The organism is Limnobacter sp. (assembly GCF_964228395.1).
Lineage (GTDB): Bacteria > Pseudomonadota > Gammaproteobacteria > Burkholderiales > Burkholderiaceae_B > Limnobacter.
In genome coordinates, this window is the sequence record NZ_CAXQZX010000099.1 from 1 (window position 1) to 4,086 (window position 4,086).

The 4,086-nt window shown below is 59.9% G+C and carries 3 protein-coding genes; 2 read left to right on the forward strand and 1 reads right to left on the reverse strand.

What is annotated here, in order from left to right; translation table 11 throughout:
- Positions 1-1,402: glucose-6-phosphate dehydrogenase (gene zwf / locus ACEQU8_RS08395; protein WP_370262907.1), on the reverse strand; the 1,402-nt coding region annotated here is incomplete at its 3' end.
- A gap of 126 nt (positions 1,403-1,528) precedes the next feature.
- Between zwf and edd the strand changes: the two genes are divergently transcribed.
- Together edd and ACEQU8_RS08405 are read left to right on the forward strand one after the other, a co-directional pair.
- Positions 1,529-3,358: a phosphogluconate dehydratase gene (gene edd / locus ACEQU8_RS08400; protein WP_370262909.1), complete on the forward strand. Its 1,830-nt coding sequence runs from the start codon at positions 1,529-1,531 to the stop codon at positions 3,356-3,358.
- Positions 3,355-4,026, forward strand: coding sequence for a bifunctional 4-hydroxy-2-oxoglutarate aldolase/2-dehydro-3-deoxy-phosphogluconate aldolase (locus ACEQU8_RS08405; protein WP_370262910.1), 672 nt, complete (start codon positions 3,355-3,357; stop codon positions 4,024-4,026). Before edd ends, ACEQU8_RS08405 begins: the two co-directional genes overlap by 4 nt.
- Positions 4,027-4,086 lie beyond the last annotated feature (60 nt).

The window sequence follows — 4,086 nt, forward strand, 5'->3', positions numbered from 1 at the left end:
CAGGCACCATGCTGTGGTTGCGCAGGTCATTGAGTATGCGGTCCACAAACTGCCACTGGGTTTGCACCTCGTCACGGCGCAAAAACAGCCCCAAGCGGCCCCGTAAAATATCGGTAATCAATCGCTCATAGGCATCCCGCACAGGGATGCGCCAGGTGTTGAAAAAATCCAAGTCCAGCGACACGGGTTTAAGCCGCTCGCGCTCACCTGGGGTTTTGGCCAACAACTTCAACTCCAGTTTGTCTTCCGGTTGCAAGTGAATCACCAGCTGGTTGCCCGTCCATAAGCCACCCACCGGCTCAAACAAAGGCTTGGGCACATCGCGAAACTGAATCACGATTTCCGCAAAACGTTTGGGCATGCGTTTGCCTGTACGCACCAGGAACGGCACACCTGCCCAACGCCACGTTTGTACTTCAGTGCGAAACGACACATAAGTCTCGGTGATGGAATGCGCATCCACCCCTTTTTCATCCCGATAACGGGGCACGGGCTGGCCTTTAACATAGCCCTCGCCGTACTGGCCCACCACAATTTCCGGGACACCCGTCACCTGCGGTACCTTCAGCGAGCGCAACACCTTCAGTTTTTCGTCACGCAGGGAATTGGCCTCCAAGGACACTGGCGGCTCCATGGCCACAATGGCCAACAACTGCAAGATATGGCTCTGAACCATGTCGCGCAAAGCCCCGGCGTGCTCATAAAATCCAGCGCGGTCCTCCACGCCAAGGTCTTCAGCCACCGTGATTTGCACGTGTGCCACATGCTCGCGTGTCAGCAGCGGCTCAAAAATGCGATTGCCCAAACGCAAGGCCAGCATGTTTTGCACGGCCTGTTTACCCAAGTAGTGGTCAATGCGGTACACCTGCGATTCATCCAGTTTGCGGGCCACGGCCTCTTCAATTTGTGCAGATTCGCGTGCGTCAAAGCCCAGCGGTTTTTCCAGCACCAGGCGCAATCGGTTGGGGTCGCGCACCTCCTCCAGGCAATCAATCAGATGCATAAAACGTGACGAGGGCAGGGCAGCGTAATGCACCACGGGTTCAGGCCCACCGGCCACTGCCTGTTTTAAGGCCACTGCAGCGCCGGCCTCACCCAAGGTGAGTTGGCATGTTCTTAGAAAAGGCACCAGCGCAGGCAAGCTTTGGCGTGCAGCTTCGTCGCCAGCCTTTTTCAAAAACTCATCCACACCGGCCAAGGCCTGCTCAGGGCTTTGGGGTTCGCGTTGAACGAATACGACGCGGGAGTGTGGCGCAAAGTAGCCCGATTTGGCCAAATGCGCCAAGGCTGGAATAATTTTTCGCTTGGCCAAATCCCCACCCGCGCCGTGCAGCACAAACGTGAAAGCCTCCACTGGGGTTGGGGATTGATCGCCACTGTGGGCGCCGGCGTGGTTCAACATGAAAGCTCCATGGCAAGCCTTGCACCAGATGGGCAAGAAATTAGATTACACAATTTGAGTAATTTTTGTAATTATGTTACAAACCCAGTGGTAAGGCAATTCAAACCAGCATCCTCAGGACACCCCATGGCTCCACCCCTTCACCCCACGCTGCAAGCCCTGCGAGACCGAATCGAAAAACGCTCGACCCACACTCGGCAAGCTTACCTTGACAGCTTGCCACAGGGTCCACAAAACCGCACCACCGTGGGCTGTGCCAACCTGGCGCACACCACCGCGGTGTTCCCCGCGAACACAAAAAAAACCATCGCCCTGCACAAAGCGCCACACCTGGGCATTGTGACCGCCTACAACGACATGTTGTCGGCTCACCAGCCTTTTGAAACTTATCCGGGCATCATTGCCCGGCACGCCAGGGCGCTGGGCGCCACCACCCAAGTGGCCGGCGGCACACCTGCCATGTGCGACGGCATTACCCAAGGGCGCGAAGGCATGGAGTTGTCTCTGTTTTCCCGGGATGTGATCGCCCTGTCCGCCTGCGTGGGCTTGTCCCACAACGTGTTTGACGGCGCCATCTTGCTGGGGGTGTGCGACAAAATTGCGCCCGGCCTGTTGATAGGCGCACTGGGCTTTGGGCAACTGCCCTGCGTGTTTATTCCAGCCGGTCCCATGGAAACCGGGCTGTCGAACCAAGACAAAGCCAAGGTGCGCCAGCTCGCAGCCCAGGGGCAGGCCAGCCGTGAAGACCTGCTGGCTTCGGAAGAAAAGGCCTACCACAGCCCGGGCACCTGCACCTTTTATGGCACGGCCAACTCCAATCAACTCATGCTCGACTTCATGGGCCTGCAATTCCCCGGCGGGGCCTTTGAACTGCCCGGCAGCCCACAACGCCAGGCCCTCATTGCCGACAGCGTTCGGGCCCTGGAGAGCGCCACCCGCAACCCTGCCCTTCAGCTGGGTCGCCTGGTGAACGCCCAAACGTTGATGAATGCCTTGGTGGGGCTGATGGCCTCGGGCGGGTCCACCAACCACACCATTCACTGGGTGGCGGTGGCGCGCGCTGCGGGCTACCTCATCGACTGGAACGACATGGAAACCATCTCCAGCGTGGTGCCTTTGTTGACCCGCGTGTACCCCAACGGTAGCGAAGACGTGAACGCCTTCCACGCCGCAGGGGGCACAGCCAGTTTGTTGAGCACCCTGATCGACGGCGGCTATATCGACGGCGGTGCCCTCACCCTTTGGGGCAAGCCACTTGAAAACACCGTGGGCGAGGTGCTTCCCAGTCGCGAAACTTTTTCGGTGCGCGCACCCACGGCCTCCCGCAACCCAGAGGTGCTGCGCCCACACCACGACCCCTTTCAGCCCGATGGGGGCATTCGCCTCATGCAGGGCAACCTTGGGCGAGGGGTGTGCAAAGTATCTGCTGTCAAGGCTGAACATCGACGGGTGCAGGCACCCTGCCGGGTGTTCACCGATCAGCAACAAGTCATCGATGCCTTTAACAACGGAGAATTGACACATGCCGTGGTGGTGGTGCTGGTGCACCAAGGGCCGCGCGCCAACGGCATGCCCGAGCTTCACAAGCTGACCCCAGTGCTGGGTGTGCTGCAAGACCAGGGCTTTCCGGTCGCCCTGCTCACCGACGGTCGAATGAGTGGCGCTTCGGGCAAGGTGCTCGCGGCCATCCATGTGTGCCCAGAAGCCAATATGCAGGGGCCCATCGGCTTATTGCGCGACGGCGACATCGTCACCGTGGATGCCAACACCGGGCAGATAAGCACCAATGCAGACCTGAGCAATCGACATCCCACCCCAGCGCCCGAGCAAGTTCAAAACCTGGGGCGGGGGTATTTCCACATGTGGCGCAACACCGTGAGCACCGCCGAAGAAGGCGCGAGCAACCTGTTCCCCCCGACCCGCCTCAATACGAAGGATGAAGGACATTCAGCATGAGCCCTCCACTCACCCCCCCACACACAACAGGCGAAAGCACCCACCCTTGGTTAAGCCAGGGCGTGCTGCCTGTGGTCGTTGTAAACAACCCAGCGCAGGCCCTGGCGATTGCAGAAGGGCTGCTGCAGGGTGGAATTGAACAGATTGAAATCACCTTGCGTACCCCCGCTGCAATACCCGCCATTCGGGACATTGCCCGCCAATTCCCCAGCATGCGGGTGTCTGCGGGCACCGTGCTCACTCCCGACCAGTTTGAACAAGCCGCAGACGCGGGTGCCAGCGTGTTCATATCGCCCGGCCTCACAGAAACCCTTGCGGCCCATGCCAAGAGCAAGCGTTACCGTTGGGTGCCCGGCGTGGCCACCGCCTCCGAAATGATGCGCGCACTTGAATTGGGGTTTGAATTGCTGAAGTTTTTCCCTGCCATGGCCGCAGGTGGCCCCAAAGCCTTGGCGGGTATTGCGGCGCCACTGCCCGTCGCCAAGCTGGTGCCCACAGGTGGCGTCAGCCTGCAAAACATCGCCGAGTGGCGCGCCATTCCAGCTGTACAGGCCGTGGGAGGCACTTGGTTGACGGCGGGGCTGGAGGACGAAACCGACGTGGTGGATGTGGTGAAGCGGCGGGCAGCACAAGCCCTGGCTGCGTGGCGTGGGCAAGTGTTGGTGTAGGCTTCGCATGCGTTTGCTCCCTGAAGCAAGCAGGTCCATCCGGCTTGTTGCGCCGGCCGT